Consider the following 26,045-nt stretch of genomic DNA (forward strand, 5'->3'; position numbering starts at 1 on the left):
GCGATGCGCGCAGGTCGAATCAGAAGCGATCAACGTGTTCGTGTTCATTTCCTGGTTGGAGGTTCTTGATGCTATCGAAAATACTCAAGGCATTTCCGGTCGTCTTTTCGTTGCGCCACAACAGCGATTACGGCGATTACAACAATTACAGCGGGTTTCACGTCCCTGATAGCGCTGCTGAGATGATGCGCGACAACTGGGCAGGGGTCGGGTGCCGAATGAAAGCTGCCATCGACAAGGTGGGGCGAGATGTCGAAAAAGAAAATACCGAGTAGGCATGTTGGTTCGTCCCCACTCTACACACCTCTCATCCTCAGCAAAACACCTGGAAATTTTCTTAAAATACGAGAACTGTCCCGCAACTTTCCATCCATGATGACCCGAGTACTGCCTGGCACCGATCATCTGACCGAGAGGCGAAGGATGAATGACGCACTTGGACGCCACGCGTTTAACAGCTCGCTACCGCATCCTGAAATATTACGCCAGTACGGTGAAGTCATTGCCGATGCCCCCGAGCGCATTCTGAAAATACTCGAGGCAGACTCAGCCCATATCCGCGAGCTGCAACAGAATATTTTCAACGCAAAAAAAGACGACAAGCGCCGCATTCGCTGGATGGCGTATAGCTTGACCGCCGGCGGATACGGGATGTCGGCGCTGTTCGCGTGGATGAGTAGGGATGTTCTAGCTGGCATTGTTTTGACGTAACTATTCAGCCTGAATGACCAAAGCAATCCGCGTCATTCGCATCGGTGAAAGCGATGTCGCCTTGTTCGGCCGCCGCTGTGCATTCCCATAGCCCGTCTTGATGCAGCGCGATCGAATCGGCATTTCGCAAGTAGAACTCATCGGGACCCAGGCCGTCCATCAGGACCGGACGACGCACCCGTTTTTGTTTTCCGTTGATGAAGATTGTCATGAACTGCGCCTTCTCCCTTTTCTGGGCGGAGGTCAGTTTGCGCTTCGGTTTGACCATGGTATTGAATGCGATTGTTAACTGTTCGGCCGCTACGCAGCTGGCATGATCGGATCGCCAGCAAATGCCCGACGCAGCACTTCCAACATGCTGTGTCCCTGCTTGCGTAGCGTGTCGAGGCAGGAGCGGATGGTGCAGAAGTTGGCGGCGCCGGTAACGGTGCGGAAGCAGCCCGATATTTTCTGTTTGACCTTGGGCATGCGCACGGCCCGTTCAGCAATATTGTTGGAGAACGGGACGGTGGGGTCGGCGATGAAGCGCAAGATGGCGTCGGCGTGCAGTCGGAAGCGGCGCAGCAAATTGTGGGCGTCTGACTGTTTGCAGCGACCACGTTTTCCGTCGGGCTTGAGTTTGAGAGGGTTCAATTGTTCGCCTGCGCGCACGATATCGTTGTAGACGGTGGTGAAGGCGGCGATGGCATCGGCGTCAAATGGCCGGCCTTGCTGGCGCGCCGCCGCGCTCAGTCTATGAGCGTTGAGCAGCAGTTCCGTCATGGCGGCCGGCCAGTCCTGGCCGGTCACCTCTTGCGCATAAACCAGTTCTCGAAGGAGATGAGCATTGCACAAGGCGTGCAGGCCATCGTCGAGTTTCCAGTAGGGAGCCCAGCAGTCGTGCACCAGGACGCCGAGGCGTTTGGGCAGAATGCCATGCGCGACGATAGCCTCCAGGCCGCGCTTTGCGTGCATGCCGTACCAGGTGAGATCCGCAGTGGCCGCCACATGCATCCAGTGCAGCTTGCCGTCCACACGCAGGCCGGATTCGTCGGCGCACAGCACTGGCGCGTGGTGCAACTGCCGTGCGATCAGGTCGGCTGTGCCTTGCAAAGCCACGCTGGCATCGCCAACCCATGCGTGCAGCGTTGCCGGCGACACCGATAAGCCCGTCATCTCGCAAATCAACTCGGCGGCGCGGGCATATGGCAGCATCTGTCCTTGGGTCAGATGCACGCCCAGTGCGCGCACATTCGGACCGTATTGCGCCACTTCGCTGACTGCGGCGGGAAAAGCGCTGTCGTGCCGCTGGCCGCAGGCGCATACGACCGTGTAGACGCGGTGTTCGATCACCTCGAAGCTCATCGCCGGCACATCGAATACCTGACGGCTGTCCAGCATTTTTGCCTGCTCCAGGGGCAACGCACTGTGGCAGCGGTCGCAGTGCGACGGCGGCGGATGATCCTCCGTTCCGGTGGGCTCGCCCACCCTCTTGAGCGTGCTGCCTTCATGGCCAGGTTGGCCTCCAACCGCCTTGCCAGACTTGCCGCGCAACGAGCTAGTCTTCGGCTTTCTCGCTAGGCCATCCGACGATGGCGGTTTGCTCGAATTCTCGCTGGTCATGCCCAGTTTCGCTTCGACCGCGTCCAGGCGCGCAAACAAGGCGTCGATGAGCCGGTCCTTATCGGTATCGGACAGGTGCGTGAGGTCGGGACGAGGCGGTTTCGGTGGCATGACAACATGATGCGGCAATTGCACATAGTTTACAACCGCTGATTGCTTTGGTCATTCAGGCTGAACAGTTACGTTTTGACCACCACGATGATTGGAACAGTGACTGGATTCATGAAACATCGCAGTGATGATCCGACTGAAAAAACGGGAACGATCCGCCTTCGGAATAGGCCATCATCGAACCCGTTTTGTTCGGTCGCGTCCGTGCTCATCCGAACCGTCAAGCATCACGTGACCGCCGTACCAGGCGCCATCACGCAAAGCGCATGGTCACCGCGCCTGCCGCAATCAAACCGACGGCGCACAGTCGATGCGGGCCAAGCTGCTCGCGCAGGAACACGCGCGCGATGATCGCGGCGAACAGGATCGACGTTTCGCGCAGCGCGGCAACCACGGCTACCGGTGCCATGGTCATCGCCCACAAGGCCAGTCCATACGACGCCATGGTGCCGAAGCCGCCCAGCAGGCCGGTCTTCCAATACTGCCGTCGGTATGCAAGCAGCGCATGGCGCTTGCCCGCCAGCGCCAGCAAAAGCAGGCCTGCCGTGAGCGCGAACAGCCACAAGGTGTAGGCGACCGGAGCGCCGGACAGACGCACGCCGGTGCCGTCGATCAGGGTGTAACACGCGATCAGCACGGCATTGAGCAAGGCGACCGAGGTGGCGCGGCGCGCGGCCGGGGTGGCGGCGGCGCGCCCTTGAAGGCTCATCGCCAGTACGCCGCCGCAGATGAGGGCAATTGCGCCATACTGCAGCCATCTGAGCGACTCGCCGTGCAGCGTCACGCCCGCCAGCGCCACCAGCAAGGGGGCGCTGCCGCGCATCAGGGGATAGGCGTGCCCCATGTCGCCATGCGCATAAGCGGCGGCAACCAGTCGATAGGACGCCACGTGGCAGCACACCGACCCGGCCAGCCACGGCCAGCTGGCCGCCGCCGGCAGCGCCACGAACGGCAGCACCAGCGTGGCCAGCGCGCCGGCGCCGGCGGCGACCAGCACCGTGCTCAGAAGTTTATCGGGGCCTGCCTTGACCAGCGCATTCCAGCTCGCGTGCAGCACGGCCGCGAGCAGCACCACCAGCACGGTCGCGCCGGACATGATCGGGGATGGCCGCTAGCGGGCCAGCAAGCGCGCCAGCAGCGCCTCGGGCTCGGATTCCACCATCATCAGGCGCGCATGCTCCTCGCGCACGAAGGCTTCGCGATGCTGATGCGCGACAAAGGCCGCCAGCAGGTCATAGAAGCCGCCGGCATTGAGCACGCCGACCGGCTTGCGGTGGATGCCGAGCTGCGACCAGGTCAGCATTTCGAACAGTTCTTCGAGCGTGCCCATCCCGCCGGGCATGGCGATGAAGCCGTCCGACAGCTCGGCCATCATGGCTTTGCGTTCATGCATGTCGCGCACGATGAACAGCTTGGTCAGGCCGCCATGGGCCAGTTCGCGTTCGACCAGCGCCTGCGGAATCACGCCGACCGCCTCGCCGCCCAGGCGCAGCACTTCGTCGGCGATGACGCCCATCAGGCCCACCTTGCCGCCGCCATAAACGAGGCCGATACCGTGCCCCACCAGCGCGCGTCCCATGGCGCGCGCGGCTTCCGCGTACAGCGGCAAAACGCCGTATGAGGCGCCGCAATAGACTGCGATTGACTTCATTGGTTCCTGCTTCTTATTTGAGTTTTTTGAGGTATTCCTCGGACAGCTTCTGGAACAGCAGGTGCGTGTCGCCGCGCAGGTACGGGCCGATTTGCGAGAGCACCTGGTAGCAGCCGCGCGCCAGCGCATCCGACATGGCCTGCTGCTCCGAGTACTTGCGCGGATTGAGCACGTATTCGTACGACAGCCAGTAGGTGGCCACCACCACCATGTTGGTGGCCATGGCATTGATGTCGGCGTCCGACGCTTCGAGCGACTTCTCGCTGCGCAGGTCTTCGCACAATTCCTTGGCCACCTTGATCTTGTGCGCCAGGATCAGCTTGAAATGCAGTTCGAGCTTGCGGTTACGCGAAAGCAGGTCGTTCAGGTCGCGGTAGAAGAAGCGGTAGCGCCAGATCAGCTCAAACATCAGGTGCAGGTAAATCCACACGTCCTCGATGTTCGAGCGGCGCCCGTCCGGCACCGTCAGGATGCGCTCGATCTCGGCTTCGAACTGCACGAAGATCGAGTTGACGATGTCGTCCTTGTTGCGGAAGTGGTAGTAGAGATTGCCCGGGGAGATATTCATCTCCTCGGCAATCACCGTGGTCGTGATATTCGGCTCGCCGAACTCGTTAAACAGCCGCAACGACAATTCCAGGATGCGTTCTCGGGTGCGGCGTGGAGCTTTCTGTAGCATGGCGGGGCGGTCGATGTTTTTTCTCACGCAAGCATAACACCGAACATGCATGTATTCACAGGGTCAATGACGATACCCCGGCGTACGGTCACGTGCCCTTCCCGCCCTCCGGCGCCGGCGTTTTTTTGACCGCGCGCTTGCGCGCCCGCGCCGCCGCCGCCTTGGCAGTTGGCTTGGCCGCCTTCTTGGGCGCCGTCGTGGCGGCTTTGGCGCGCAGTTCTTCCACAATCTGGCTCAGTTCCTCGACCTTCAAGGCAAGCGCCTGGACTTCCTTCTGAGTCGGCACACCCATGGTAACCAGCGCGCGCATGACGCGGTCCTCGAACACCTGCTCCATCTTGTCCCACGAGCCGGACGCCTGCCGGCCCACCAGGTCGGCCATGCCGACAGCGGCGTCGGCCACGCCGGCGGCGGCCTCCGCCACGGTGCCCGCCTTTTCCTCGGCCATCGAGCGGGTGCGTTTTTGCAGGTCGTTACCTTCCTCGACCAGTTTGCTGAAGACCCGGCTGCCCTCCTGCTGCGCCTTGGCAAACGCGCCGAGGCCGGCCTGCCAGACCTGATGCGCAGAACTGCGGACGGTGTCGGTGAGCTGGGTGTCGTCGTCAATCGTCTGCGGCTTAAGCTTTTTTTCCATTGTGCAACTCCGTTGATGAGTGGGGGTGGGGATCGCTGCAGCCCATTTTAGTGAGCTAGTCTAGAGAACGCTATCTAAAGCGCGGGCGGCCTCGCTATTGCCTGTCGCCATGCTTCCAGTCGCTGGATGAAAAGCTGTAATGCATCCGTAAAAGTTGCAGGCGCGTCTCGGCGAAACCTGGCGGCGTCCTGGCGAGCAGCTCGTCGATTTCCTTGAAACGTGCCGCGCGCAGGCTGCGGTCGTCGTCGCGAATCCCGTGCAGCAGCGCGACCGCCTGGCATCCCGCCTCGTCATAGGATCGGGCCGCCACCTGCAACAGCGCCGTCACCACCGCGGGCGTCATCGGCGCCAGCCGGCCGATGCGATACACGGCCAGCGCGCCCTTGGTCGCGGGATCCCGAGCACGCTACCGGGGCGGTTGCCAATGACCAGACTGTACCGGGAAACCGGCTCGGGCACCCGTTCACCGGCATCGCTCCTCAATGGCAGCGTCAGCAAGGCTGGCAAGACGCGTTCGCGGTGCCTGCGCAGGGCGTCCTGCGCGGCAGCCGCGAATAACAAGGTCTCGACCGCGGCCAACGTTCCGCCGTGCAGGCCGCCTATCTCCGCTTCGATGCGCGGCACGAGCTGCTCCACGTTGCGCGTCAGGATCTGGCTCAGCAAGTACGTGTGCTCCTCATTGCCGCCGTCCAAAAAACGCTCGTAAAGAAATTCAAGCGCAGAGAGGGTGCGAATGTCCGCGATCATTCCGGCCACCGCGGCACTGTTGTGAATAAGACGACCGGCCGCACCGGCTCGACTCACGGGCAAGATTTCCAATCTGCATTAATTGTATCCTGCCTTCCGTGAGCCGGCCTTGAAACGCGGCCCTCACGGGCGTTGACCGCCATGAAAACGATCGCTTGAACAGGAACTTGATGGATGGCGCATGCTCGCCGCCGCGCTGGCCGGATGCCGGGGCAAGACCTGATGCTGCCGCGACCTGTCAGCGGCAGCTCGCGTTCCACGCATCGTAATCGGCACCGGTGCGCCGCGCCCAGATGGTGGCATCGCCATCGCGCGCGCTGCGGTACACCAGCGCCACCATTTCTTCGCTGCCCTCGCCGGCCGTGCCGACATCGATCGCATGCAGCTCGAACGGCGCCGAGCGCTGGCGCGCGCAGCCGGTGTTCCCGGCCAGCAGAAGGCGCGCCTTCTCCAGCAGCTTGCCCTGCTGCGCCAGCACGCCGACCAGTTCCGTATCCGGCATGCGCTGCAACAGCTCCACCGGCCTGGCCGGCACCGCGCAGCCGCTGGCGCGGTCGAGCCAGACGAACTGGCGCGCGCGTTCGCCGCCGCTCCACTCGCCTTTTTCGGGCGCATAGGCAAAGTCGATGCGCTGCATCCGGCACAGCAGCTTGAGCCCGCGCCGGGGCGCCGTGCGCACCGTGGCCGTCACCTGCCACGGCGCAGTGGCGCTCGCGCGCGTGACCGAGAAGGCCGGCGCCGCACTGTGATTGTCGGGAAAACGCTTCTGATAGTACGCATGGAACGACTTGAGCTCGGCCTCGGCCAGCGCGCGCGTTTCCGCGCCCGCCCGGGCGCCTGCCGCGGCCAGCAGCAGCATCGTCAGCAGCGCCGCCCTCATGCGCGCGCGGCCCCGCGCCGCTCGGCCGGCTCACCGGCGCGCATGCGGAACGTAAAGCGCGTGGCGCCGTGATCGGACTTCACTTCCAGCGTGCCGCCGTGCGAACGGGCGATTTCGGCGACGATGAACAAGCCCAGTCCCAGGCCCTCGCTGGCGGCGTGGCCGGGCGCGCGCCAGAACGGCTTGAACAACTGGTCGATGGTGGCCGGCGCGATGGCCGGGCCGCCGTTGAGCACGGAAATCTCCAGCTCGCCGGCATGTACCAGGGCCCGCACCAGCACCGGCTCCTCGCGCGCCCCGTGCACCAGCGCATTCTTGAGCAGGTTCGACAGCAATTGCTGGATGCGTCCACCGTCGCACACCACCTCGCCCGGCAGGTCGATCTCGGCCAGGATGCGGTGTTCCGGATACGCGCCCTGCAGCTCGGCCACCACCTGTTCGAGCGACTGCCGCAGGCCGGCCTCGTTGCGCAGACTGAGCGCAATGCCGCCGCCCATGCGCCCGCGCGTGAAATCCATGACATCGTTGACCAGGGCCGAGATGCGCAGCGCGCTGCGGCGCATGCGTTCGAGCACGCCCGTGGCCTGCGCGCTGAGCGGCTCGCGCCTGAGCAATTCGGCGCCGAGCAGGATCGACGACAGCGGCGTGCGCAGGTCGTGTCCCAGCACGGCAATGAACTGCTCGCGCAGCTCCGAGGTATCGCGTTCGCTCAGCAGCGCACACTGCGATTCGTTCAGTTTCAGTTCGCTTTCGAGATGCTTGGAAATGAGCTGGGCGAACAGGCCCATGCTGGCCACGGTGGCCGTGTTCGACAGGTTCGCCGGCAGCGGATCGAGCCCGCACAAGGTGCCGAAATAGCTGCCGTCCGGGCGCTGGATCGGCAGCGAGATATAGCTCTGGAAACCGTACATGCGCGGCGTATGGTGGTCGCGGTAGCGCGCATCCTGGCTGACATTGTCGATGATGACGGGGCGGCCGGTGTCGCGCACTTCTTCGCACAGGGTGGTGGCCACATCGAGGCCGTCGCCGACCTTGAGGCCGAAACCGAGCCGGTCGAGCACGGCGCAGGTGGTCCACGAATCGGCGCTCACGCGCGCGATGCAGACAAAGCGCAGTCCCGTGATCGCGGCGACCGCTTCGAGGATCGTGGGAACTGAGGAAATCGCCTCAATGGCGGCGATGTCGGCCGCTAGCTCTGTTTGCATCAATCTCTCTTGCGCGAAAACCGCGTTGAACGGACTGCAATCGTATCATGCGTTCCGGGTACGCGAGATTTTCAGGCAGGCTGGCGTGCCGCCCTTGTCACGCGGCCTGGCGCCCGTGCCCGTGCATCTGGTGGTGCAGGCGGAAGCCCTCGCGGATATTCTCGCGCAGCACCGCGCCCTTCCACGGCTTGGTGTAGAAGCGGTCGATCGCGCCATGGTTAATCGCCGCCATGATCGGGGTCAGGTCCGAATACGCCGACAGCATGATGCGGAAGGTATCCGGACACAGGTTCTTGACCCGCTCCATGAATTCGGTCCCGCTCATGAGCGGCATGCACTGGTCGCACAGGATCACCTGCACCTTGTGGCGCGCCAGGATGTCGAAGCCTTCGGCCGCCGTTTGCGCCGTCAGGATGCGGTAGCCGTCCTGCGCCAGGAAGTCCGACAGCACGTCGAGCATGAAGGCGTCGTCGTCGACGATGAGCAGGGTCTGCTGGTTGAGCAGGGATTCGTCGAGCGGCGGCATCAGGTACTTGCCGTCGCTGAGCATCTGCTCGAATTCATCTTCCGGCAGCGGGCGGCTGAAGTAATAGCCCTGCATCTCGTCGCAGCCGTGGCGGCGCAGGTAAGCGAGCTGCGCATCCTTTTCCACGCCCTCGGCGATCACCTGCAGTTTCAGGCTGTGCGCCATGTTGATGATGGCCAGCACGATGGCCGCGTCGTCCGGGTTGCTGGTCACTTCGCGCACGAACGCGATGTCGATCTTCAGTTTGTCGATCGGGAAGCGCTTCAGGTACGCCAGGCTCGAATAGCCGGTGCCGAAATCGTCGATCGAAATCTGGATCCCCAGCGCCTTGAGGTTGCGCAGCACCGTGATGGTGTCTTCCGCGTTCGACATCAGCGAGCTTTCGGTCAGTTCGAGTTCGAGCAGTTCGGGCGCGATGTCGTGCACCTTGATCGCATTGAGCACTTCCTGTTCCAGGCCGCCGACGAAAAACTGGATGCCCGACACGTTCACCGACAGGTGCACCGGCCCGGTCTTGGTCTTGCCCCATTCGCTGATCTTGCGGCACGCTTCGTTGAGCACCCAGGTGCCGACCCGCACGATCAGGCCGGTCTCTTCCAGGATCGGGATGAACAGGCCGGGCGAAACCATGCCGTGGCCCGGCCGCTTCCAGCGGATCAGCGCTTCGGCCCCGCTGATGCGGCCCGACCCGATGTGCACCTTGGGCTGGTAGTACAGCACGAATTCGCCATTGTCGATGGCGCGCCGCAGCGCGTTTTCCAGGTCCAGGCGCGCCAGCGACTGCGCGTTCATCTCGGCCGTGAAGAAACGGAACGCATCGCGTCCGGCTTCCTTGGCGCGGTACATGGCCGTGTCGGCGTATTTGATGAGCGTGTCGGCATCGAGCCCGTCGTCCGGATACACGGTGATGCCGATGCTGGCCGTGACCGTCGCTTCGTGCCCTTCCAGGTCGAACGGGCGGCGCAGGCTCTCGCGGATCTTGTCGACCACCGCGATAGCTGTCTGCGGGCCTTCGGGCAGCATCAGGATGGCGGCGAATTCGTCGCCGCCGAAGCGCCCGATGGTGTCGCGCACGCGCAGCGAATCGACCAGGCGGCTGGCGAACTGGCGCAGCAGCTCGTCGCCGATCGGGTGGCCGAGCGTGTCGTTGATGGTCTTGAAGCGGTCGATGTCGAGAAACAGCACCCCCACCGCCCAGCGGTGTTCGCCGGCCTGCTCCAGCGCGCGCGTGAGCGAGGCATAGAACTGGCTGCGGTTCGGCAGTCCGGTCAGGGTGTCGAAGTGGGCCAGTTTCAGCAGGCGCAGTTCGGATTCCTTGCGCTCGGTGATGTCGCGCGCCACCGCCACCAGGATCCAGCTCGAGCCGGAGCGCAGCGTGCGGCGCTGCACTTCGACCGACAGGGTCGAGCCATCCTTGCGCTGCACCAGCATTTCGGTCATGGCGCCCGACTGGTCGCCCGACAGCATGCGGTCGTACAGGTCTTTCAGGCGCAGCTTGTTGTTCGCGTCCTCGCCCGGCAGGGCCGGCGCCGACAGCGCCAGGAAATCTTCACGCTCGAAGCCGAGCATGCGGCAGGCGGTGGCGTTGACGTCCACAAAAGCCATGCCGGAGCGGTCGATCAGGAAAATCGCGTCGGCGGTGGCGTCCATCGCGGTGCGAAAGCGCCGCAAGTCTTCATCGAGGCGGATGCGCGCCGTCATGTCGGCGGTCAGCTGGGCATGGTGGCGCTTGATTTCTTCGTACAGCAGCAGGTTTTCGTAGGCTACCGCGATCTGCGCGCTGACCGTCACCGCCACGCGTTCGTCGACTTCCGAAAAGCCGTCGGCGCCGAGTTTGTCGACCAGGTACAGCCAGCCGTGCACGCGCTCGCGCGCCGCGATCGGCACACCCAGGAAGGAGTGCACGGGCGGGTGCCCCTGCGGCAGACCGATCGAGCGCGGATCGCCGTCCACGCCGTCCATGCGCACCGGCACGCACTGGTCGAGCAAGGTGGCCAGCACCCCGGCGCGCGGGGTGGACGCCACCACCCGCGCCGCGCGGTTTTCGCCGCACGAGGAAAAATAACTCAGTTCGTCGGCGCCTTCATCGAGCACCCCGATGCAGGCATATTTGGAGACGCAGATGTTTTGCGCCACGCGGCAGCCGATTCCGAGCAGCGCGGTCGGGTCGCGCTCGGCCCCGAGCTCGATCCCCAGCTCGATCAGGGCGGTCAGGCGCAGGCTCACCGCTTGCAGGCTCGACAGGGAACTGGAGAGCCGGTCGGTCATCTGCGACAGGTCGTACGAGGGCTCGGGCATGCCGTGGCTGGCGATGCGCGACAATACCTGGCTGCTGCTCGACTCGACTTCGACCAGATACTCGGCCATGGTGTTATCGATCAACAGCATGCGGTTCGGTTCGGCCGGCGGCGCGGAAAACGAGGGCAGCAGGACCGGATCGGTGATGCCGAGCGCTTCGTGCACGGTGCGCAGGATCACGTCCGGGTCCGACGGCTTGGGCAGCACCCAGCGCACGCCGCAGGCCAGCGCCATCTTGTTCGCTTCGCGCTCGCGGTAGGTAGCCGTGTAAAAGATCACCGGCAGTCCGGCCACGGCCGGGTCTTTGCGCAGGTGCATGACGAACTCGTAGCCATCCATGTTCGGCATGAGGATGTCGGAAATGATCAGGTCGGGACGCTCGGCGTACACCATCTTGAGCCCCTCGACCCCGTCGGCGGCCTCGATCAGGCGGTAGCCGCCGTAGCCCAGCAGGGTCATCAGAAATTCGCGGTTGAGCACATGGTCGTCGACGATCAGGATCGTGGCCTGGCCGGCGCCCTGCGGCCTGGCCGGCGCGCCGGCCGGCTCGGCGGGGGCGGCCTCGGGCGTGCTCACCAGTGCGGACGGCGCCTGCAGCGGCAGAAAGCTTTCCAGCTGGGCGACAAAAGTGTCCGGTTCGATCGGTTTGCCGATGTAGCCGTCGAAGCCGGCGTCGAGCAGGCGTTCGCGGTCGCCCACCATGGCCAGCGCGGTGACCGCCAGCACGGGAATGGCGGCCAGCGCCGGGTCGCCCTTGAGCGCCGCGACCACGCCGTAGCCGTCCAGGCGCGGCAGGTGCACATCGCAGATGATCAGATCGGGAATCGCCTCGCGCGCGGTATCGACGCCACTCACGCCGTCGTAGGCCGTCAATGGGGTATAGCCGAATGCCTTCAGCAAATACACCATCAACTCCATATTGGTGGGGTTGTCTTCGATGATAAGGATGCGTGCGGACACTGTTGCGCTCCTGGGTTAATACCGGTACTCGTGCAACTGGTGGAATCGCATTTTGAGCTCGTCTGTTGCATCCTGACACATCCGCACGCCGATAGGCAATTGTGCGCACGTTATCACCGGGACAGCAACGCAAGCAGTCGCTATTCGGCGACAAAATCCTGTTCAGTAATGCAATGAAAACAAGAATCTCACCAATACTATCGAGCAAGAAATCGGATTGTCCATGACAATCAATTTCACAATGACTCTATCACGCCTTTTGCCGGTGTTGCTAAAGATTATGGCGTGGATAGCTTGGCAATTTCATCCATCAGGCGGGCCAGCACGCGCCGGTTGCGGCACAGCGCCACGTGGCCCACGCCGCCGAAGGCGATATTGCGCGCGCCTTCGAGCACGCTGGAGGTTTGCGGGGCCACGATATTGTCGTGGTGGGTATAGAAGGAGGTGATGAGGGCGCGCGTGGCCGCGCTTTCGCTCGCGCCCAGGGCGCGCAGCCAGGCGCTTTCCGGCGCCTCGCCGCTGGCCTGGCGCCGCATCTGGCTGGCGTTCACGCCCACGCCCTTGCTGGCCAGGCTGGTGCCGTGGTGCGGCGTGCCGAGCGTGAAGACATGGGCCACGCGCGCGCTGCCGTGCTCGCGCAGATAGGCGCGCGCCACCAGCCCGCCCATGCTGTGCGCCACGATGATGATGCGCTGCGCGCCGCTCGCTTCGCACAAGGCGTCGGCCGCGCGCTGCACCAGCGGCACGAAGTCGTCTATACCGGCCAGGACCGGCTCCAGGTCAAGCGAGGCGTAGCTGATGCGCGCCGCGTCGAGCTCCCTGGTCAGGTGCGTCCAATAGCCGCTGTTGCAGCCGTAACCGTGCAGCAGCAGCACCGGCGGGGCCGCGCTGGCGGGGTAAATACGCTGGCGCGCCACCCCGTGCGCCATGAACCACGACGATTGCAGCATGGTCGCCATGAATTCTTCGGCGAACAGGCGCAGCATGGCGCCGGGGCTGATCCGGAACGGCGCCGGCGTGGCGCTGGCAAAACGCGCCGTCAGCACGAAATTGTTGGCCGTGATCAAGAGGCGCACCAGCAGCACGGCGCCCAGCCCGCAGGCCAGCGCCAGCCAGGGCGAGGCCACGCCGCCGTAGCGCATCGCCGCCAGCCCGATGGCGCACGCCGCCGCGGCCTGCGCCAGCAGCAGCCAGCGCAGCATGGCGCGCGTGCTCAGCGTCACATTCATGCCACCCGCGGGGCCGGCTTGCCGGTCAGTTCGCGCGCCAGGTCGCTCGCCAGGCGCGCGGTCACGGCGTAGATCGACAATTGGGGATTGGCCCCGATCGCGGTCGGGAACAGCGAGCCGTCGTGCACCGACAGGTTGCGCACGCCGTGGTAGCGGCCGTTCGCGCCCACCACCCCGCGCCGCTCGTCGTCGGACATGGTGCAGCCGCCCATCACGTGGGCCGAGACGATGCGCGTGATGTGCTCCCTCATCGGCAGCGCGCCGATGCCTTTTTTGGCGGCGTCCCAGCTGGTATAGCGTTCGGCCAGTTCGTGCACCGGCTGCACGCTGGCGGCACCGGCGGCGAACTGGATTTCGGCCATCGACAGCATGGCGCGCCGCACGCCGTCCCACAGAAACTCGCTGATCGGATAGTCGAGCAGCGCCGCGCCTTCGCGCGTCAGGCCCACGCTGCCGCCCGGCGCGTCGGCATGGAAACCGTCGCGCAGCAGCGCCAGCACGGCCTGCACGTGCGGGAACTGGCGCATGGTGTCGGTATGCGCTTGGCCGTAGCCGGCCATGGTGGTCGACAGCAGCAGCGGATGCAGGGGCGGCGCTTCGAGCTTGTAGCCGATCGGCCCGTCGACCGGGCCGGTCTCGAGGAAGTGGTCGGAATAGATGGTTTGCGGCGCGCCCGCATAGCCATCCACGCGCTGGGCGAAGATGCCGGCCGAGATCACGGTCGGATGCAAAAAGGTGCGCCTGCCGAGCAGCCCGTGGGGATTGGGCGCGCGCGAGCGCAGCAGCAAGGCCGGCGAATTGATCGCCCCGCCGGCCACGATGAAGTGCTTGGCCCGCAGCGTGAGCACGCGCCCGCTCGCGGCCAGCCCGCTCGCGTCCATCGCTTCGCACAGCAGGCTGTCGACGGCGTCGCCCTTGAACACCAGGCGCTGGGCGCGCGCATGGGTGACCAGGGTGGCGCCGTGGCTGAGCGCCGACGGGATGGTGGTGACCAGCATGGACTGCTTGGCGTTGGTCGGGCAGCCCATGCCGCAATAGCCCAGGTTCCAGCAACCCTTGACGTTGCGCCGGATGGCGCCGGTCGCGATGCCCAGGCGGGCGGCGCCGCGCTTGAGCAAATCGTTGTTTTCGTTGGGCGGGGCCTGCCAGTCGCCCACCGACAGGCGCGCTTCCATCATGTCGAACCAGGGCGCCAGCAGCGCCGGCGTGTAGCTGGCCAGGCCGAAATTCTTCTGCCAGTAGTCCAGGGTCGGCTTCGGAGTGCGAAAGCTCGACGTCCAGTTGACGGTGGTCGAGCCGCCCACGGTACGGCCCTGCAGGATGTTGATGGCCTTGTCGCGCGTCTTGCGCGCGGCCGATTCCTGGTACAGCGCCGGATAGGCATCCGCCTCGCGCATCTTGAAGTCCTTCGAGGACTTGAGCGCGCCCTCCTCCACGATGACGACTTTCAGCCCGGCCAGCGCCAGGATCTCGGCGCTCACGCCGCCCCCGGCGCCGCTGCCGATGATGACCACGTCGGCCTCGATGGTGCGGTCGGCGGCGACGCTGGCGCCGTCGATGACGTTCCAGCCGGCCGCGATGCCGGCCGCGATCGGATCGGGGATGGGGCTGCTCATGCCAGTTCCTTCATCGGACCGGGATAGCCGATGCCGGCCCAGCTGGAGGGATCGGCATACCAGGAACCGATGATCAGGTCATGCAGCGCGTGGTAGGCGCTTTGCAGCATGCCGAGGCGGTGAAAGCGCCAGTCGTGCAGGAATACGCCGACCTGCTCGACGCTGGCGCCGGCCCAGCCGCCCGACACGCCCGCCAGCAGGCGCCGCGCGGGCGCCAGCGAGAGCAGCCCGAACAGGTCCTGGACTTCCTTTTGCGCGGCCAGCGGCAGGCCGAGGATGGCCTGGTGCACGCGCGCGGTGGTGGCCGTCACGGCGGCCAGGCGCGCGCCCGGATCGGCCGGCAGCGCCCCGGCCAGCATGGCCGGCACGATGGCGTCGATGGCCGCCTTGGCTTCGCCGTCGAGGGCGAAACGGCCCAGCGGCGAGGGATGGGTGTAGCGATAAATGCCGCCGCCTGCCGCCAGGGTCAGCGCGGCCAGCGCGCCAACCTTGAGAAAGGTTCTGCGTTTGGTCTCCATGTCTTTGTTTTCCATGCTATTTTTGGGGTAGTGTACGCCAAAGGACATGGCATAAAATCCAACAAACTAGAGTGAACCGTCTAGACGTTTCTGATACAAAGCGAATGAATAAAGACAAACTGGCCGCCGAACTCGAACAGCACCTGCGCCAGCTGGCGGCCGGGCGCGAGCTGGCACGGCGCGATCCGGCCCTGCAGGCGGCGCGCACGGCCGTCAAGCGCTATCAGTCGGCCCGCCTGGCCGCCACCCACCCCGACCTGCTGGCCGCGCCCGACACGCGCGACGCCGCCGCTTTTTTCCTCAACGATATCTATGGCGCGCACGACCTGGAGCGGCGCGAGGCCGACCTCGAACGCATCGCCCCCAGCCTGCAGCGGCTGCTGCCCTACGAATCGCTGCACACGATCACGGGCGCGATCGCGCTCGACGCCCTCACCGAGCAGCTCGATACGGCCATGGCGCGGGTGCTGGGAGCGGAATTTGACGAAGGCGCCTACCTGCTGGCTTACCGCAGCGCCACCGCGCCCGAAGAACGCAAGCGCCAGCTCGACCTGGTGCAGCAGCTGGGCGACTCGCTGTGTGCGCTGGTGCGCATTCCCCTGCTCGCGCTGACCTTGTCGGTGATGCGCGGGCCGGCCAAGCTGGCCGGCGTGACCGACCTGCACCAGTTCCTCGAACGCGGCTTCACCACGTTCAAGAAGATGAAAAAGCCGGCCCAGTTCGTCGAGACCATCGTCGGGCGCGAACGGCGCGCCATGGGGCATATTTACAGCGGGCGCAGGGAGCCTTTCGATGTGTTCTAGGCGTGCAAGGGCGAGCTACAATTGGAGCGCCAGGCCGATCCAGAAAACGCCAACAACAACGAGCAGCCAGTACTGGTGATTCATGCCGCGCTCGAGCGCATGCCTGTGAGGACGCCGCTCGTCGACGAACACGTCGATGGCCTGGCCTGCAATGTACTGCCGCCCGGATGCGACAGCACTCGCGCGCATCGACACTTTCTCACCCAGGATGCGCCAACCTCGGTGTATCACGCCGTTGAAGACGTACTTGTAGTGCAGCTTGGGACTATAGAAAACCGTAGTCGGGCGGCTGCCAATATCGCCGCCGCGCGTCTCGATCGCGACCTCGACGACCGTGCCGGCCACCCGGCGCCAATGCGAGGTAGCCCGGCTCTTGAACAGAAGGGCGATACCGGCGCCAGCGATAACAATCCCGACGATGGCGGGCACGATGCCATTGATCATGGGGGCAGCTAGCCGCGCGCCTTGAGTATGTGGCGCGCGATCCCGCGCAGGATGTTTACTTCCTCGGTTTCCAGCTGGGTGCGCGAAAACAGGCGTTTCAGGCGCGGCATGAGCTTTTTGGGATTGTCGGCATCGAGAAAATCGATGGCCACCAGCGCCTGCTCCAGGTGCGCATACATGCCCTCGATCTGTTCCAGGCTGGCCGCGTCGCCATGAAAGCCGATCGCGCTCGGCGCCGCTTCCCCGTTCTCGTTGGCCATGCCGGCCACCCGGCATTCGTAGGCCAGCACCTGGGCCGCCTGGGCCAGGTTGAGCGAGGAATAATCGGGATTGGCCGGGATATTGATCAGCACATTGCATTGCTCGACGATCTGGTTGGGCAAACCAAAGCGCTCGTTGCCGAAAATGAGGGCGGCCGACAGCTCGCCCTGCCCCGCCACATGGCCGGCAACATCGCGCGGGGTCCACACCGGCGGCGAAAATTCGCGCAGCCGGGCCGAGACGGCGGCGGCAAAGTTGCACCCTTCCAGGGCTTCGCCGATGCTGCCGACGATGCGCGCCCCGACCAAGACATCCTGGGCGCCGCTGGCAAAAGCCACCGCTTCCGGGTCCCGCAGGGCGTCGGGAAAGCGCGGATTGACCAGGACCAGGTCGCCGAAGCCCATCGTTTTGATGGCGCGCGCGACCGCGCCGATATTGCCGGCGCGGCTGGTCTCGACCAGGACAAATCGGAGGCGTTTGAAAACAGACGTGTTGATTTCGGGCGTGTTCATTTAAAATAGCGCTATCGCGCAGTAGCGGATCATTAAAAACAGGGCTGACAAGCCCGCGATTTTAACCAGTTCGCCGCCGCACCGCTCTTTAATTCATTCTTGTTCACTACCGTTCGCTGCGCCCAAGGGGGCGCCGTGGGCGTTAGCGTTCTTTTAACGGAAGCTCTACATGCACCCAATGCTCAATACGGCGATCAAGGCAGCTCGCCGCGCCGCCACCGTGATCCAGCGCGCGTCCTTCGACGTCGACCGGATCAGTGTTACTGAAAAACAACACAACGATTTCGTCACCGATGTCGACCAGGCGGCCGAACAGGCGATCATCGAAACCTTGCTCAAAGCCTATCCCGACCATGCGATCCTGGCCGAGGAATCGGGTGCATCCGCCAACCTGAACGACGAGAGCGAATTCGCCTGGATCATCGACCCGATCGATGGCACCACCAATTTCATGCACGGCTACCCCAACTATTGCGTCTCGATCGCGCTGGCCCAGCGCGGCATCGTCACGCAGGCGGTCATCTACGATCCGGTGCGCAATGACCTGTACACCGCCAGCAAGGGCGCCGGCGCCTACCTGAACGACAAGCGTATCCGCGTCACCAAGCACGACCGCCTGGCCAACACCCTGCTGTGCTCCGGTCACGGCGCCGGTCCGCGCGCCCTGGCTGAATACATGAAGATGTACGGCGTCGTCGCCGAACGTTGCCAGGCCGTGCGCAGCGCCGGTTCGGCCGCGCTGGAACTGGCCAACGTGGCCGCCGGGCGCAGCGACGGCTTCTACGAAAAGGGCTTGAAAGCCTGGGATATCGCCGCCGGCTCGCTGCTGGTGACGGAAGCGGGCGGCATCGTCGGCGAGTTCAACGGCGAATCGGCCTACCTGCACAAGGGCGACATCATCGCCGCCAGCCCCAAGGTCTTCGGCCAGATGGTCACGCTGTTGGCGCCTTTCGCGTAAAATACTGTAGTACGCTGTACTGGAGGCCTTGTCCGGCCTCCGCTTTCCCTCCGCCAGGCTTAACAAGCCGCACGTGAAATTTCCACAGCGAAACTGATTTCTGTTAAATTTAGCATCGCTGTGTATGCTGCAATGTCGGGTGGCTCCGTTTCCAGTGCCTTTGCCACCACGATTTTCTAATATTGATTGCCTGCGACTGGCGCTTTCTGCAATGAGCGACGGGCCGATCTCCACCATAAAGTTATCATGTCATTTTCTAAACTCGGCCTGTCCGATGCTATCGTTCGTGCCGTAACCGAACACGGTTACACCGTCCCGACCCCGATCCAGACCCAGGCGATTCCCGCCGTGCTGTACGGCGGCGACCTGCTGGCGGGCGCACAGACGGGCACCGGCAAGACCGCCGGTTTTACCCTGCCGATTTTGAACCGTCTCTCGACCGACGCCATCGGCGCGGCCTTGAGCAGCAAAACCTCGACCCGCTCGGTGCGCGCGCTGATCCTGACCCCGACCCGCGAACTGGCGGCCCAGGTTGAGGAAAGCGTGCGCGTGTACGGCAAGTACACCCAGCTCAATTCGGCCGTCATCTTCGGTGGCGTCGGCATCAATCCGCAGATCAAGCAGCTCAAGCACGGCGTCGACATCCTGGTGGCCACCCCGGGCCGCCTGCTGGACCACATGGAACAGCGCACGGTCGACCTGTCGAAAGTCGAAATCCTGATCCTGGACGAAGCCGACCGCATGCTCGACATGGGTTTCATCCGCGACATCAAGAAAGTGCTGGCGGCCCTGCCGGCCAAGCGCCAGAACCTGCTGTTCTCGGCCACCTTCTCGGAAGAGATCAAGGCACTGGCCGATGGCTTGCTGAACAAGCCGGCCATGATCGAAGTGGCGCGCCGCAATTCGACGGTGGAAGTGATTGCCCAGAAGATTCACCCGGTCGACCGCGACAAGAAGCATCCGATGCTTTCGCACCTGATCAAATCGAACAAATGGACCCAGGTGCTGGTATTTACCCGCACCAAGCACGGCGCCAACAAGCTGGTCGAACAGCTCGGCGCCGACGGCATCGGCGCGATGGCGATCCACGGCAACAAGAGCCAGTCGGCGCGCACCAAGGCGCTGTCGGAATTCAAGGATGGCGCCCTGCAGGTGCTGGTTGCGACCGATATCGCCGCGCGCGGCATCGATATCGACCAGTTGCCGCACGTGGTCAACTACGACCTGCCGAACATTCCTGAAGACTATGTGCACCGCATCGGCCGTACCGGCCGCGCCGGCGCCACCGGCGAAGCCGTGTCGCTGGTCTGCGTGGACGAGCACGACATGCTCAAGGATATCGAGAAGCTGATCAAGCAGACCCTGCCACGTCAGATCATCGCCGGTTTCGAGCCGGACCCGACCGCACGCGCACAGCCTGTGCAACTGCGTAGCGGTGCGCCAGGCCATGGCGGCCGCGGTGGCCGCTCCGGCGGCGGCCAGGTGGTCAAGGTCGGCGGCGGCGGTGGCCGTGCTCCGGCCAAGCCACGCAGCGCCAGTGGCGGCGGTGGCGGCACTGCCGGCGCGCGCGGTCCGCGTCCTGCCGCACCGCACCGTTCGGGCGGCCGCGGCCGCTAAGCAGTCCGGCTCACACGCAACCGGCTCGCGCCGGCGCGCGTGGCCACAGATTGGCCCATCCGCAACGATGGGCGCAAATTTGTGCCCACGCGTTTTTTAAACCGTATATACTTGCGCACTCAAACATCTATACCGCATTTATAAAGGATGACGCAATGAACGAATTGAATTCCCACGCCGAACTCTGTCTGCGCATGGCACGCGCCAATGCGGCCCTGCTGCGCCGTTTCGACAACTCGCTGGGCGGGCATCACGGCATCAGCTTTTCCGATTTCCAGATCCTCAATCACCTGAGCCGGGCGCCGGGCGGCCGCCTGCGCCGGGTCGACCTGGCCGAGCGCCTGGGACTGACCGCGTCCGGCATCACGCGCAGCTTGCTGCCGCTGGAGAAAATCGGCCTGATCACGCGCGAAGCCGATCCGCGCGACGCCCGCGTGGGCTTTGCCGTCATCACCGCCAGCGGCAAGGAACTGGCGCTCAATGCCAGCGATGTCGTCGACCTGATCAGCCGGGAAGCGCTGCGCCCGTTCGCGCCGGACCAGCTCGAAGCGATGTCGGCCATCCTGGGCCAGATCGCCGGCATTAACCTGAGCAACAGCTAGCCTGTATGAACGATCGACAAAGCGCCCGCGCCGCCCTGCTGCGCGAACCGAACTTCCGCTGGACCATGGGCGGCGCCATCATCACCTCGCTGGGCGACCAGTTCACCCTGATCGCCCTGCCCTGGCTGGTGCTGGTGAGCACCGGCGATCCGCTCAAGATGGGCCTGGTGATCGCGATGATGAGCATACCGCGCGCCATATTCATCCTGCTGGGCGGCGCGCTGGTGGACCGCTACTCGCCCAGGTCGGTGCTGATGATCACCAGGTTCGTCAACGCCGCCCTGCTGGCGCTGCTGGCGACGATGGTCTTCGCCAACCGGATCAGCTTGCCGATGGTGTGCACGCTGGGTGTGCTGATCGGCTTCGCCTCGGCCTTCAGCATTCCGGCCGGCACCTCGATGCTGCCCACCGTGGTGACGCCGGCCCAGCTGCCGATGGCCAACGCCATCATGATGGGCGTGCGCCAGCTGACCATGCTGGCCGGGCCGCTGCTGGCGGGCCTGCTGTTCGCGCTGTTCGGCGATGGCAGCGCCAACACCCGCGCCCCGGGCGCGGTCGGCGGCATCGGGGCCGCGTTCGCCCTGGATGCGCTCAGCTTCCTGGTGGCGACCTGGACTTTGTCGAAGGTGCGCGCCTTGCATGTCGCGCCGGCAGCATCGCCCGAACCGGTGCTGCGCGCGGTCGGCGCCGGCATAGCCATGGTCTGGAACGACACGGCGCTGCGCACCTGCATGCTGTACTGGGGCCTGTGCGCGTTCGTGGTGGGCGGCACCATGCAGGTGGCGCTGCCGGTGCTGGCCGGCAGCGTGCTGCACGGTGCGTCCGCGCTGGGGCTGATCATGGGCGTGCACGGGGCCGGCAGCCTGGCCGGGATGGCGCTCAGCGGCATGCTGGGCAAGTTCCGGGTGCGCAATTTCGGCACCACCGTGCTGCTGGCCGACGTGCTGGTCGGGCTGCTGCTCATCCCGCTGGGGCTGGTGGCGGCGACCTGGCAGGCGGCCGCTCTGATGCTGGTGATCGGCGTGCTGGGGGGCTACATGCAGGTGGCCGTGTTCAGCTGGCTGCAGCAGCGCGTGCCGCGCGCCATGCTGGGGCGGGCGATGAGCATCTTCATGTTCATCTTCATGGGCGTGGCGCCGCTGTCGGCGGCACTGACGGGGTGGCTGCTGCAACACATGTCGCTGGCGCAATTGTTTGGTGGAGCGGGACTTTTCCTGATGGGAACGGCGCTGCTGGCCTGGCTGCTCACACCGATGAGCACGGTGTCCGACAAACCGTCACCGCCGGCACAAGCCTGAAGCAAGCGACCTTAGCATGACCTCCACTTTTACAACACTATGAATTAAAAGAGGCCGACTCAATCGCGCATACATGCCTTTGCGTTATAGTTTTCAGACACGAAACTTAACCGTATTATTATTTTTGTGTCTGGTACCTGCTCAATGGAAATTACCGGCTCCACCGTCACACTCCAGCCTGGCATGTATATCCTGCGCCATCCGACCGGGAACAAGGCCGCGCTGAGCATCGCGCGCGCGCCCGGCGACGGCGCCACGCAGGGGAAGATGGAAATACTCAGCACAGCGGGCACCCACGGCAGCGTGCTGCGCGACGGCGCCGACTGCATCGTGCTGCACATCAGCGAAGCGCCGGTCACCTTACTGGTCAGCGCCTTTCTGGAAAACAAAAACGCCCCCGTTCCGGCTCTGCGTGTCGACCAGATCGCGCTCGAGCGTGGGCCGGTGCCGCCATCCATGCGCGCAGCCGCCGGCGCAGCCCTGTCCACCCCAGCGCACGCGCACGCCGCGCCGATCGCCATCAGCCCCCAGGGCATGACCCTCATCGGTCACATCGAGCGCAACGGCGACGTCATGGCCGCCCCCGGCGCCGTGCTCGGCGACCCGGACAGCCTGCTGCGACTGGAAGGCTTCCAGGTCATGTGGCCCGACCGTCCGCACGGCGTCGACCTCGCGTACAGCATCGCGGTTGAAGGCGGCGGCGTGCTGCCAATGGTCAAGAGCGGCAAATTCTGCGGCACCCGCAACGAGGCCAGACGCATCATCGAAGTGAGCTTCGCCCTGATCGGACCGGCCGCCAGCCAGTGGCGCCTGGAAGGAACGGCGTACTTCAGCGGTGGCTACCAGGCGCCGGTGCACTCGGCCGTGCCGCTCAGCGGCCCCTCGGGGCTCGAACACCTGACCGCGATCACCCTGCACGCGCACCCCGGCCAGGCCGCCGCCAGCGAACCGAACCCATGGCTGGAATCGGCCACCACCAAAGTATTCAAGGCAACAGCCGCGCAAGCCGAGCAGGTCCAATCGGCTGACAGAGCTGAAGAGCTTGCTTCATGAACCACGTCTCGTAGCCACTTACGATCGCGGCGGCACGTCTTAACGACCAGAGGAGAATATTCGATGTATCAACTATCAAACAGTGCGACTACCACGACCCTGATGAATCTGAATTCGACGCTATTTACGCAGGGAACGATCGACCGCATCCTGGCATTGACGGCCTCGGCCGACAAATTGGTGTCCTTCGATACGGTGACGCCCAATTCGGGCGGCAAGCTTCCCGTTAGCGCGACCAGCGAAGTGCTGCTGGTGGCCACTTCCGACACCGCCCAGACCACCATTGTCGGCGGCGACAGCGCGCCGGTCACGATTTTCCAGGGCAAGGGCGGGGTCAATGTGCGCTTCGAAGATGCGCGTCCGACCGACCTGCCCAACACGGTTCCCGAACGCATCGTGGTCGGCACCAACGGCACCGACAAGTTCGTCATCGCCGATGACCGCAACACCCAGCTGACCCTGGGCAGCGGCAACAGCGTCGCGTCGAGCATCGGCACCAGCTACGATACCATCGTCGCCGGTCTGGGCAACAGCACCATCGTCGGCGGCAATTCCGGCAATGCGATCGTGCAACTGAAGGGCAATGCGTCCGACTACAAGGTCACGGTCCAGGATGGCCATGCCATCGTCACCAACCTCGCCACGCTCAAGACCACCGACGTCAGCAAGCTCCAGTTCGTCCAGCTCGACGGCGGCCAGGCGCTGGTATTCGCCAGCGACGCCAAGGAAGCCAGCGTGAGTACCCTGTACTCGGCCGCGCTGGGCCGCTCGCCCGACGCCAAGGGCCTCGAATTCTGGATGGATGCGGTGCGCTCCGGCGTTTCCCTGGAAAGCATCGCGCAAAGCTTCCTCGATTCGAGCGAGTACAAGGCCAAGCCGCAGCTCAGCGATCAGCAATTCCTCGACGGCCTGTACCTGCGCACCTTCAACCGCGCGCCCGATGCCGAGGGCCTGGCCTACTGGAACAACGTGCTCGACAGCGGCGTCTCGCGCGCCTCGGTGCTGGCCGGCTTCATTTCCGTGGCCGGTAACAGCCTCGATGGCACCGGCAACTATATCGAGCCGGTCGTGGTCGGTTCGGTGACCATCGTTCATAATATTGTTTGAACGCGAACGCTGCCGTCCAGGGCACGCCAGCCGCGGCAGTCTGGAGCGCGTCGCGCCTGCGCGAGGATTTCCTGCTCGCGCAGGCGGTCGACGCCCTCCAGGAAGGCTGGCCGGCCGACGCCCTGCTGGCCGCCGAAGCGGCGTGCCGCCGCCATGCGGAGGCGGCCATTCCGGCGCTGCTGCGCGCCACCATCCTGCAAGCGTCCCGCTCCGCCTTCAGTAGTGCGGCGTGGTGCCACGCCTGGCGCCGCGATCCGCAAGATGCACGGCTCCAGGATTTGCTGATCAACGATTGGCTCGCCCACGGCGAGCGCGCCCGCATCGCCGCACTGGCGCCGGCGCTGTTGCCGGCCCGCTGCCGCGCCGCCAGCGACGCCGACTTGCTGCCCAGCTTGCGCGAAGCCGCCTGCCTGCCCGCCGGGGCTTGCTGGCGCGCCGGCGCCGCCATCGAAGGCATGCTGTTCGAGGCCCACGCGGGCGCGTCGGTCCAGCTGTGCCTGCGCGACGAACTCACCCAGGAAAACCATGACGTGCGCCTGCCGCCCGGCGCGGCCGGGGCGCGCTTTTCCTTGGTGCCGCCGCATCCGGACGGGGTCTGGTCGCTGGCCCTGGCCGGCGCCACCGCCGCCCTGCCCGGCTCGCCCCTGGTCTTTGCCGTCCCGCGCGCCTTGTCCGCCGCGCAGTCCAGCACCGCGCCCGCGCCCACGCCCGCGCCGCTGAGCGTACTCATCCCGGTCCACAGCGGCTTGGCGCAAGTGCAGGCCTGCATCGCCAGCGTCCTGGCCAGCCTGCCCGCCAACCACGGGCTCGCCGGCGTACTGGTGATCGATGACGCCAGTCCCGAGCCGGCGCTGGCGGCCTGGCTTGACGCCGAACACGCCGCCGGCCGGATCGGCCTGCTGCGCAACCGCTACAACCTGGGCTTCGTCGAAAGCGTCAACCGCGGCCTGCGCCAGTTGCCGGGCCACGACGTGCTCCTGCTCAATGCCGACACCCTGGTCCACGGCGACTGGCTGGACCGCCTGCGCGCCGCCCTCTACCGGGCCGACGATATCGCAGCCGTGGCCCCATGGTCGAACAATGGCGAAATCAGCAGTTTTCCCAGCATCGCCAGGGCCGCCCCGGCACCGGACGCGGCCGGCCTGGCCCGCCTCGACGGGCAGGCCAGCGCCCTGCACCGCGCTGGCGCCTGCGCCGACGTCGACGTGCCGGCCTGCTGCGGCTTCGCCATGCTGATGCGCGCCAGCGCGCTCGCCGCGATCGGCGGGCTCGACGGCAACGCCATCGAGCGCGGCTATGGCGAGGAAGTCGACTGGTGCCTGCGCGCGGCCGCCGCCGGCTACCGCCACCGGATCGCCACCGGCGTGTATGTGGCCCATGCCGGCGGGGTCTCGTTCGGCGACGAAAAACACCTGCGGGTACGCCAGAACCGCGCCGTGCTGATGGCGCGCTATCCGCACTACTACAGCGCCTACCAGCGCTTCCTGCAAGACGATCCGCTGGCCGCCGCGCGCGCCTGCCTGGCCGCAGCGCTGCCGCCCGCGGCGCCCGCCGGCGATGCGCCGCCCGCGCCGCTGCCGGCGCCGCTGGCGTCCTCGTGCACCCGCATCGCGGTCCTCGCCCATTGCGCCGCGGGAGCGCTGGCGGCCGCCGTGCTGGCGCTGGCGCGCCTGGTCGCCGCGCGCACCGACCTGGCCCTGCGCCTGCTGGTGATCGGCGAGGTCAGCGAAACGCTGTGGCGCACCGGCGTGGTCGACGTGGTCCCGCCCGCCAGCGGGGCAAGCTTGCTCAGCGACAGCGACCTGATCGGCCTGAGCGGCTGCATCGTGCTGCTCGCGGCCGACCCGGCGCAGGCCCGCGTCGCCATCGACACGGTGCGCCTGGACCCCGGCTTCGATGCCGGCAGCTGGTTTTCGGCCTTGCTGGCCAGGGCCCACGTGGCCCCGCGCCCGGCCCTGGCGCCTCTTCATTTTGCCAACCCGGGCAGCACGGGGGCGCGATCATAGCGCAGCCGGGCGAGGCC

26 protein-coding genes are annotated in these 26,045 nt (G+C 65.3%); 10 read left to right on the top strand and 16 right to left on the bottom strand.

Annotated features, from left to right (window positions below; translation table 11 throughout):
- Window positions 1–68: 68 nt before the first annotated feature.
- Together CR152_RS33425 and CR152_RS33430 are read left to right on the top strand one after the other, a co-directional pair.
- Window positions 69–275, top strand: a complete 207-nt coding sequence (locus CR152_RS33425; protein WP_157778817.1) for a hypothetical protein — start codon at window positions 69–71, stop codon at window positions 273–275.
- A gap of 148 nt (window positions 276–423) precedes the next feature.
- Window positions 424–711, top strand: a complete 288-nt coding sequence (locus tag CR152_RS33430; RefSeq protein ID WP_157778818.1) for a DUF2335 domain-containing protein — start codon at window positions 424–426, stop codon at window positions 709–711.
- A gap of 4 nt (window positions 712–715) precedes the next feature.
- Here the strand turns inward: CR152_RS33430 and CR152_RS33925 are convergent, their stop codons facing one another.
- The 14 genes from CR152_RS33925 to CR152_RS29440 all read right to left on the bottom strand — a co-directional run bounded on the left by CR152_RS33925 (window position 716) and on the right by CR152_RS29440 (window position 15,367).
- A complete protein-coding gene (locus tag CR152_RS33925; protein WP_208640098.1) occupies window positions 716–922 on the bottom strand; it encodes a hypothetical protein in 207 nt (68 codons plus the stop codon).
- An 89-nt stretch (window positions 923–1,011) separates the two neighbouring features.
- Window positions 1,012–2,424: an IS66 family transposase gene (tnpC, locus tag CR152_RS29380; protein WP_099880918.1), complete on the bottom strand. Its 1,413-nt coding sequence runs from the start codon at window positions 2,422–2,424 to the stop codon at window positions 1,012–1,014.
- 253 nt (window positions 2,425–2,677) lie between these two features.
- Window positions 2,678–3,520 carry an EamA family transporter gene (locus tag CR152_RS29385; RefSeq protein ID WP_099880920.1) on the bottom strand — a complete coding sequence of 281 codons (843 nt, stop codon included), beginning with the start codon at window positions 3,518–3,520 and terminating at the stop codon, window positions 2,678–2,680.
- 15 nt (window positions 3,521–3,535) lie between these two features.
- Window positions 3,536–4,075: an LOG family protein gene (locus CR152_RS29390; RefSeq protein ID WP_099880922.1), complete on the bottom strand. Its 540-nt coding sequence runs from the start codon at window positions 4,073–4,075 to the stop codon at window positions 3,536–3,538.
- A gap of 13 nt (window positions 4,076–4,088) precedes the next feature.
- The gene (locus CR152_RS29395) at window positions 4,089–4,754 is read right to left on the bottom strand and encodes a TetR/AcrR family transcriptional regulator (RefSeq protein WP_054263370.1); all 666 of its coding nucleotides are present in this window, start codon (window positions 4,752–4,754) and stop codon (window positions 4,089–4,091) included.
- An 88-nt stretch (window positions 4,755–4,842) separates the two neighbouring features.
- Entirely contained in the window at window positions 4,843–5,388 is a 546-nt protein-coding gene (locus CR152_RS29400; protein WP_099880924.1) for a phasin family protein, read from the bottom strand.
- Window positions 5,389–5,482: 94 nt separating this feature from the next.
- Window positions 5,483–5,758 (bottom strand): hypothetical protein, encoded by a 276-nt coding sequence (locus CR152_RS29405; RefSeq protein WP_157778819.1) that lies wholly within the window; start codon window positions 5,756–5,758, stop codon window positions 5,483–5,485.
- Entirely contained in the window at window positions 5,728–6,135 is a 408-nt protein-coding gene (locus CR152_RS29410; RefSeq protein WP_157778820.1) for a hypothetical protein, read from the bottom strand. The genes CR152_RS29405 and CR152_RS29410 overlap by 31 nt, the downstream gene beginning before the upstream one ends.
- 238 nt (window positions 6,136–6,373) lie before the next feature.
- On the bottom strand, window positions 6,374–7,015 hold the full coding sequence (locus tag CR152_RS29415) for a hypothetical protein (protein ID WP_157778821.1): 642 nt from the start codon (window positions 7,013–7,015) through the stop codon (window positions 6,374–6,376).
- Window positions 7,012–8,220: a GAF domain-containing sensor histidine kinase gene (locus tag CR152_RS29420; protein ID WP_099882905.1), complete on the bottom strand. Its 1,209-nt coding sequence runs from the start codon at window positions 8,218–8,220 to the stop codon at window positions 7,012–7,014. The genes CR152_RS29415 and CR152_RS29420 overlap by 4 nt, the downstream gene beginning before the upstream one ends.
- A gap of 97 nt (window positions 8,221–8,317) precedes the next feature.
- Window positions 8,318–12,004, bottom strand: a complete 3,687-nt coding sequence (locus CR152_RS29425; protein WP_099880930.1) for an EAL domain-containing protein — start codon at window positions 12,002–12,004, stop codon at window positions 8,318–8,320.
- A gap of 278 nt (window positions 12,005–12,282) precedes the next feature.
- A complete protein-coding gene (locus tag CR152_RS29430) occupies window positions 12,283–13,233 on the bottom strand; it encodes an esterase/lipase family protein (RefSeq protein ID WP_099880931.1) in 951 nt (316 codons plus the stop codon).
- Window positions 13,230–14,849 (bottom strand): GMC family oxidoreductase, encoded by a 1,620-nt coding sequence (locus CR152_RS29435; protein WP_099880933.1) that lies wholly within the window; start codon window positions 14,847–14,849, stop codon window positions 13,230–13,232. Before CR152_RS29435 ends, CR152_RS29430 begins: the two co-directional genes overlap by 4 nt.
- Window positions 14,846–15,367, bottom strand: a complete 522-nt coding sequence (locus tag CR152_RS29440) for a hypothetical protein (RefSeq protein WP_099880934.1) — start codon at window positions 15,365–15,367, stop codon at window positions 14,846–14,848. The genes CR152_RS29435 and CR152_RS29440 overlap by 4 nt, the downstream gene beginning before the upstream one ends.
- Window positions 15,368–15,471: 104 nt before the next feature.
- Here CR152_RS29440 and CR152_RS29445 point away from each other — a divergent pair, with 104 nt between their 5' ends.
- A complete protein-coding gene (locus CR152_RS29445; RefSeq protein ID WP_099880936.1) occupies window positions 15,472–16,170 on the top strand; it encodes a DUF8198 family protein in 699 nt (232 codons plus the stop codon).
- Between the two features lie 15 nt (window positions 16,171–16,185).
- Here the strand turns inward: CR152_RS29445 and CR152_RS29450 are convergent, their stop codons facing one another.
- Window positions 16,186–16,614, bottom strand: a complete 429-nt coding sequence (locus CR152_RS29450; RefSeq protein WP_099880938.1) for a DUF3592 domain-containing protein — start codon at window positions 16,612–16,614, stop codon at window positions 16,186–16,188.
- A gap of 8 nt (window positions 16,615–16,622) precedes the next feature.
- Window positions 16,623–17,387: an RNA methyltransferase gene (locus tag CR152_RS29455; protein WP_099880940.1), complete on the bottom strand. Its 765-nt coding sequence runs from the start codon at window positions 17,385–17,387 to the stop codon at window positions 16,623–16,625.
- 178 nt (window positions 17,388–17,565) lie between these two features.
- Here CR152_RS29455 and CR152_RS29460 point away from each other — a divergent pair, with 178 nt between their 5' ends.
- The 7 genes from CR152_RS29460 (at window position 17,566) to CR152_RS29490 (ending at window position 26,028) form a co-directional block, all read left to right on the top strand.
- The gene (locus CR152_RS29460; RefSeq protein ID WP_099880942.1) at window positions 17,566–18,345 is read left to right on the top strand and encodes an inositol monophosphatase family protein; all 780 of its coding nucleotides are present in this window, start codon (window positions 17,566–17,568) and stop codon (window positions 18,343–18,345) included.
- A 246-nt stretch (window positions 18,346–18,591) separates the two neighbouring features.
- Window positions 18,592–19,962: a DEAD/DEAH box helicase gene (locus CR152_RS29465; protein WP_099880944.1), complete on the top strand. Its 1,371-nt coding sequence runs from the start codon at window positions 18,592–18,594 to the stop codon at window positions 19,960–19,962.
- Window positions 19,963–20,117: 155 nt separating this feature from the next.
- Window positions 20,118–20,564, top strand: coding sequence for a MarR family winged helix-turn-helix transcriptional regulator (locus tag CR152_RS29470; protein WP_099880946.1), 447 nt, complete (start codon window positions 20,118–20,120; stop codon window positions 20,562–20,564).
- 5 nt (window positions 20,565–20,569) lie between these two features.
- The gene (locus CR152_RS29475; RefSeq protein WP_099880948.1) at window positions 20,570–21,862 is read left to right on the top strand and encodes an MFS transporter; all 1,293 of its coding nucleotides are present in this window, start codon (window positions 20,570–20,572) and stop codon (window positions 21,860–21,862) included.
- Window positions 21,863–22,006: 144 nt separating this feature from the next.
- Window positions 22,007–22,915: a hypothetical protein gene (locus tag CR152_RS29480; protein WP_157778822.1), complete on the top strand. Its 909-nt coding sequence runs from the start codon at window positions 22,007–22,009 to the stop codon at window positions 22,913–22,915.
- 102 nt (window positions 22,916–23,017) lie between these two features.
- Complete coding sequence (locus CR152_RS29485; protein ID WP_208640222.1) at window positions 23,018–24,022, top strand: DUF4214 domain-containing protein; 1,005 nt, start codon at window positions 23,018–23,020, stop codon at window positions 24,020–24,022.
- Window positions 24,019–26,028, top strand: a complete 2,010-nt coding sequence (locus CR152_RS29490) for a glycosyltransferase family 2 protein (RefSeq protein WP_099880953.1) — start codon at window positions 24,019–24,021, stop codon at window positions 26,026–26,028. The genes CR152_RS29485 and CR152_RS29490 overlap by 4 nt, the downstream gene beginning before the upstream one ends.
- Window positions 26,029–26,045 lie beyond the last annotated feature (17 nt).

The sequence above is a fragment of the Massilia violaceinigra genome (assembly GCF_002752675.1).
Taxonomy (GTDB): Bacteria; Pseudomonadota; Gammaproteobacteria; order Burkholderiales; family Burkholderiaceae_D; genus Telluria_A; species Telluria_A violaceinigra.

Excerpts from the sequence above, each read along its gene's own strand:
- CR152_RS29470 (WP_099880946.1), top strand. The coding sequence starts at position 20,118 with ATGAACGAATTGAATTCCCACGCCGAACTCTGTCTGCGCATGGCACGC.
- CR152_RS29430 (WP_099880931.1), bottom strand. The coding sequence starts at position 13,233 with ATGAATGTGACGCTGAGCACGCGCGCCATGCTGCGCTGGCTGCTGCTG.
- CR152_RS29445 (WP_099880936.1), top strand. The coding sequence starts at position 15,472 with ATGAATAAAGACAAACTGGCCGCCGAACTCGAACAGCACCTGCGCCAG.
- CR152_RS29485 (WP_208640222.1), top strand. The coding sequence starts at position 23,018 with ATGAATCTGAATTCGACGCTATTTACGCAGGGAACGATCGACCGCATC.
- CR152_RS29435 (WP_099880933.1), bottom strand. The coding sequence starts at position 14,849 with ATGAGCAGCCCCATCCCCGATCCGATCGCGGCCGGCATCGCGGCCGGC.
- CR152_RS33430 (WP_157778818.1), top strand. The coding sequence starts at position 424 with ATGAATGACGCACTTGGACGCCACGCGTTTAACAGCTCGCTACCGCAT.
- CR152_RS33925 (WP_208640098.1), bottom strand. The coding sequence starts at position 922 with ATGACAATCTTCATCAACGGAAAACAAAAACGGGTGCGTCGTCCGGTC.
- CR152_RS29395 (WP_054263370.1), bottom strand. The coding sequence starts at position 4,754 with ATGCTACAGAAAGCTCCACGCCGCACCCGAGAACGCATCCTGGAATTG.
- tnpC (WP_099880918.1), bottom strand. The coding sequence starts at position 2,424 with ATGCCACCGAAACCGCCTCGTCCCGACCTCACGCACCTGTCCGATACC.
- CR152_RS29385 (WP_099880920.1), bottom strand. The coding sequence starts at position 3,520 with ATGTCCGGCGCGACCGTGCTGGTGGTGCTGCTCGCGGCCGTGCTGCAC.
- CR152_RS29455 (WP_099880940.1), bottom strand. The coding sequence starts at position 17,387 with ATGAACACGCCCGAAATCAACACGTCTGTTTTCAAACGCCTCCGATTT.
- CR152_RS29420 (WP_099882905.1), bottom strand. The coding sequence starts at position 8,220 with ATGCAAACAGAGCTAGCGGCCGACATCGCCGCCATTGAGGCGATTTCC.
- CR152_RS29440 (WP_099880934.1), bottom strand. The coding sequence starts at position 15,367 with ATGGAGACCAAACGCAGAACCTTTCTCAAGGTTGGCGCGCTGGCCGCG.
- CR152_RS29480 (WP_157778822.1), top strand. The coding sequence starts at position 22,007 with ATGGAAATTACCGGCTCCACCGTCACACTCCAGCCTGGCATGTATATC.
- CR152_RS29415 (WP_157778821.1), bottom strand. The coding sequence starts at position 7,015 with ATGAGGGCGGCGCTGCTGACGATGCTGCTGCTGGCCGCGGCAGGCGCC.
- CR152_RS29450 (WP_099880938.1), bottom strand. The coding sequence starts at position 16,614 with ATGATCAATGGCATCGTGCCCGCCATCGTCGGGATTGTTATCGCTGGC.
- CR152_RS33425 (WP_157778817.1), top strand. The coding sequence starts at position 69 with ATGCTATCGAAAATACTCAAGGCATTTCCGGTCGTCTTTTCGTTGCGC.
- CR152_RS29400 (WP_099880924.1), bottom strand. The coding sequence starts at position 5,388 with ATGGAAAAAAAGCTTAAGCCGCAGACGATTGACGACGACACCCAGCTC.
- CR152_RS29460 (WP_099880942.1), top strand. The coding sequence starts at position 17,566 with ATGCTCAATACGGCGATCAAGGCAGCTCGCCGCGCCGCCACCGTGATC.
- CR152_RS29475 (WP_099880948.1), top strand. The coding sequence starts at position 20,570 with ATGAACGATCGACAAAGCGCCCGCGCCGCCCTGCTGCGCGAACCGAAC.
- CR152_RS29465 (WP_099880944.1), top strand. The coding sequence starts at position 18,592 with ATGTCATTTTCTAAACTCGGCCTGTCCGATGCTATCGTTCGTGCCGTA.
- CR152_RS29410 (WP_157778820.1), bottom strand. The coding sequence starts at position 6,135 with ATGATCGCGGACATTCGCACCCTCTCTGCGCTTGAATTTCTTTACGAG.
- CR152_RS29390 (WP_099880922.1), bottom strand. The coding sequence starts at position 4,075 with ATGAAGTCAATCGCAGTCTATTGCGGCGCCTCATACGGCGTTTTGCCG.